This is a genomic window from Rhizobium sp. IY2, from assembly GCF_047532935.1.
Taxonomy (GTDB): Bacteria; Pseudomonadota; Alphaproteobacteria; order Rhizobiales; family Rhizobiaceae; genus Rhizobium; species Rhizobium anhuiense.
Window position 1 is genome coordinate 1 of the sequence record NZ_JBLKNU010000057.1, and the last position, 223, is coordinate 223.

The following is a 223-nucleotide window of genomic DNA, read 5'->3' on the forward strand; positions in this document are numbered from 1 at the left end:
CGAGCCGACGGTGGCGTTCTGGGTCGTCGTCTGGACGGCCAGCACCGGTGCGTCGTTGGCGCCGTGGATGGTGACGGTCAGGTTGGCCGTGGCGGTGGCGCCGCCAGTGTCCCGCATCGTATAGCTGAAGACATCGCTCAGCGTGTTGGTCGACTGGCGCAATGCCTGGACGGCCGCATTGGTCTCGTTGACGGTATAGCTATAGACGCCCGATGCGTTGAGC

1 protein-coding gene is annotated in these 223 nt (G+C 65.0%); it reads right to left on the bottom strand.

The window, feature by feature from the left end:
* Window positions 1-223, bottom strand: a 223-nt coding sequence (locus ACMUVN_RS33370; RefSeq protein WP_414816065.1) for a VCBS domain-containing protein, incomplete at both ends; no start/stop codon positions are given.